The organism is Salipiger pentaromativorans (genome assembly GCF_024721115.1).
Lineage (GTDB): Bacteria > Pseudomonadota > Alphaproteobacteria > Rhodobacterales > Rhodobacteraceae > Salipiger > Salipiger pentaromativorans.
This window is the reverse complement of record NZ_JAMDHK010000015.1, coordinates 96,517-100,100: the sequence shown is the minus strand read 5'-3', so window position 1 is coordinate 100,100 and position 3,584 is coordinate 96,517. Positions and strand designations below refer to the sequence as shown.

Annotated in this window: 3 protein-coding genes; 2 read left to right on the top strand and 1 reads right to left on the bottom strand. The window is 60.1% G+C overall.

What is annotated here, in order from left to right; genetic code table 11:
- Positions 1-81 precede the first annotated feature (81 nt).
- Positions 82-839, bottom strand: a protein-coding gene (locus tag M4578_RS19545; RefSeq protein ID WP_258094935.1) for an IS5 family transposase whose coding sequence is annotated in 2 segments (ribosomal slippage) — positions 82-518 and positions 518-839 — 759 coding nt in all. Because the reading frame shifts where the segments join, the coding sequence is not laid out codon by codon here.
- Positions 840-916: 77 nt separating this feature from the next.
- On the opposite strand from M4578_RS19545, the gene M4578_RS19540 reads away from it, so the two are divergent.
- Together M4578_RS19540 and M4578_RS19535 are read left to right on the top strand one after the other, a co-directional pair.
- The gene (locus M4578_RS19540) at positions 917-1,903 is read left to right on the top strand and encodes an ATP-dependent nuclease (protein ID WP_258094934.1); all 987 of its coding nucleotides are present in this window, start codon (positions 917-919) and stop codon (positions 1,901-1,903) included.
- Positions 1,900-3,584, top strand: a 1,685-nt coding sequence (locus tag M4578_RS19535; RefSeq protein WP_258094933.1) for a UvrD-helicase domain-containing protein, incomplete at its 3' end; no start/stop codon positions are given. The genes M4578_RS19540 and M4578_RS19535, both read left to right, overlap by 4 nt.

Here is a 3,584-nt window from a genome sequence, read left to right as displayed (position 1 = left end):
ATCTGATACGGGAATGGCAGCTGCAAGTGCGATATCCGGCAAGCGGCAACGGTCGTGAAGCGTCCGGCCCGTTACGGCATCTCATAGCCAATAGATGACGGTTGCGGCGAGAGCGATTGCGGAGAGGAAAACCTTTGGGCACCTGTCGTATCGGGTCGCCACACGCCGCCAATCCTTTAGCCTGCCGAACATGATCTCGATACGATTGCGGCGTTTGTAGCGCCGCTTGTCGTATTTGACGGTCTTCTTGCGCTGTTTTCGACCGGGGATGCACGCGCGTATCCCCTTGTCTTTCAACGCTTCCCGGAACCAGTCGGCGTCATAGCCGCGATCTCCGAGCAGCCAGTCCACCTTGGGCAAGCTGCCCACCAAAGCGCGGGCACCGATGTAATCGCTGACCTGTCCTGCGGTCACGAACAGATTCAGCGGTCGTCCCCGGCTGTCGCAGACGGCATGCAGCTTCGTGTTCATGCCGCCTTTTGTCCGACCGATCAGGCGTCCACGCCCCCCTTTTTCACGCCCATGCTGGTCGCTGTTCGGTGGGCCTTGAGATAGGTTGTGTCGATCATGACGGTTTTCTGTTCGCCGTGCTCGGCTGCCAGACCCGCCATCATCCGAGCAAAGACGCCCTTGTCGCTCCACCGCTTCCAACGGTTGTACAGCGTCTTATGCGGACCGTATTCTCTGGGCGCATCGCGCCATCGTAACCCATTGCGATTGATGAAAATAATCCCACTCAGAACCCTGCGGTCATCGACCCGAGGTTTGCCGTGGGACTTCGGAAAATAGGGTTCCAGACGCGCCATCTGCGCATCGCTCAACCAGAAAAGATCAGACATGTCACCGCTCCGTTTTCGGAGCCGTGAATCACGCGCCCGGCCAGAAATCAATGGGTCCTGACCCTAGGGCACACAAGGTGCTGCGCAACCATAACGATCTGGAGCAGGAGGGCTCGGCCTTTACCACTCAGCTGGTCGTGAGCACCCATTCGGGCCATATCGCACACGCCGCCGCGTTTGAGGAGCTGCGTTACTTCAAGCGCGAGCTACCAAGTCACGGAGTTGTGCCCACGGCCAGTGTGGCGAATATGACTGGGCTCTTTGGTGCGGACAATGAAACCCATCGCTTCGTGACGCGCTATCTGCTGACTACACATTTTGATCTATTCTTCGCCGACGCCATCATCGTGATTGAGGGTGCTGCGGAGCGGATTCTGCTGCCGCATCTGATCCAGCATCACTATCCTGATTTGGCTGCGGCCTATCTGTCCTTTTTGGAACTGGGGGGCAGTCACGCGCACAGGCTGCGGCCTCTGGTCGAGGCGCTGGAAGTGCCGACGCTGATCATCACCGATCTCGACGCGGTGGCAGAGGTCAACAAAGGCGGGAAGGTCGTCAAAGAATCGGTCCAGCCTTGCTGCGGGGGCGCTCAAACCACCGCCAACCACGTACTAAAAACCTGGCTCCCCAAGCTGGCAGAGATCGATGCGTTGTTAGCCTCGCCTCCCAAGGCCCTGTGTCACACGGCCCCTGACCGCCCCATCGCCGTCAGCTATCAAACCCCGCAAAACGTGACACTTGGCTCGGTGTCCACGAACGTCACGCCCAGTACTTTCGAGGATGCTCTTGTCCTGACCAACCCCAAAGCCGTGACGGACGCCGCAGCGACAGAGTTCTCCTGCGTTATGACCCGTGCCTTTGCCAAATCCATCGCTGAGGCTCAGGCCCCTGAAGACCTCGCCAAGGCACTCTTTGAAAGGTTGGCAAAAAGACCGGAAAAGGCCGCCTTCGCACTGGATCTACTGTACATCAAAGACATCAAAGCGTTGCGCGCGCCGCCATATATCGACACCGGCCTTAACTGGCTCGCGGGCCAGCTAAAGGGCGTGGAGGGCGCGGCATGACAGATATGACCGACGCTACCCGCGACGCGGGCGCTGACGCGACGATTCGCGAGTGCCTGTCCCTCGATCAACCGCGCAGCTTCTTTCTCTTTGCCGGGGCGGGGTCGGGCAAGACGCGATCTCTCAAGGAGGCACTTGAGGGATTGGACACACAGACCCTGACCACGTTGCGCAAACACAGCCGCAAGATTGCCGTCATCACCTATACTAACGCCGCCGCAGATGAGATCACACGCCGCGTCAAGGCCGATCCGGTGTTTCAGGTGCAGACCATCCACAGTTTCGCCTGGTCGCTCATCGAGGGACGCACGGCTGATATTCGGGGCTGGTTAGAGAGCAACCTGCGGACAGAAATTGCCGAGATCCAGGCAGCCCATGCGAAGGGCCGTGCGGGCACCGACGCCCATGACAAACGCGAGAAGAAGATGGCCTCCAAGACGAAGCGTCTGGAGCGCCTGGCTGAAATTCGCGCCTTCACCTATGCGCCCGAGGGGGACAATTTCGGCCGCGATGCGCTGCAACATACCGAAGTCATTGCGCTCGCCGCGCATTTCCTGACTGAAAGCGAGACGTTTCAGAACATCGTTCTGGCGCGCTACCCGTTCATCCTAATCGATGAGAGTCAGGACACGATGAAACCGCTGATGGAGGCGCTATTGACCTTCGAGGCGCACCATCGCGGCCGCATCGCCCTAGGGCTGCTCGGGGACACGATGCAGCGTATTTATACCGATGGTTTGCGCGATCTTGACCAGCGAGTGGGGGATTTTTCGCAACCGGCCAAACAGATGAACCACCGCAGCCGCAAGCGGATCGTGGACCTGGCGAATTCGATCCGGCGCGACGATGATGGCCGCCAGCAGCGGGCGCGCGAAGACAAACCGGGTGGCACCGTGCGTGTCTTTCTTGCGCCAAGCGACGGCACAGATCGCGCAGTCTTCGAGGCCTCCGCCCGTGCAGAAATGGCCCGCATCACCGGAGATTCCGCGTGGCAGAACGCGGAGGCGATCAAGACCCTCACGATCGAGCGTCACATGGCCGCCGCACGGCTTGGTTTCAGTGAGTTGTTTGAGCCCCTGAGCAAACCCGACAAGCTCAAGGACGGGTTTCGCGATGGCACCCTACCTGCGATGCGGCTGTTCACCCACCGGGTCTTGCCTTTGGTGACGGCACAAAGGAATGGGGATGCCTTTGCCGCGATGGCAGTGCTGCGCGACGGCTCACCGCTGGTCGATAAGAGAGGTATCCGGACGGGGCGCGGGGGCCAGGCTACTGGCCTCGACGCGGCACGGGCGGGCGTTGCAGCGTTGATGACGCTATTTAAAGACGAACCGGATCCGAGTTGTGTCGACGTGTTGGCAGTCGTGGCCGAGCACCGGTTGTTCCCGATCCCTGACCAGCTTCGGCCCTGTTTGCCTGACGACAATCCTGCGGCCCAAGACATGGCCGATATCTTTGCCGAGCTTGATCCCTTGTTTGACGAGCTCGACATGACCACACCCGAGGTCTCACCACCTACTGAACCCACCATCACCGAGGCCTGGACGCAGGCGCTTGATGCCCCGTTTTCCCAGGTGGCGCGCTACCTCGCCTATGTCGAAGATCGCAGCCCCTATGGCACGCACCAAGGGGTCAAGGGGCTCGAATTTCCACGGGTCATGGTGATCGCTGATGACGCCCG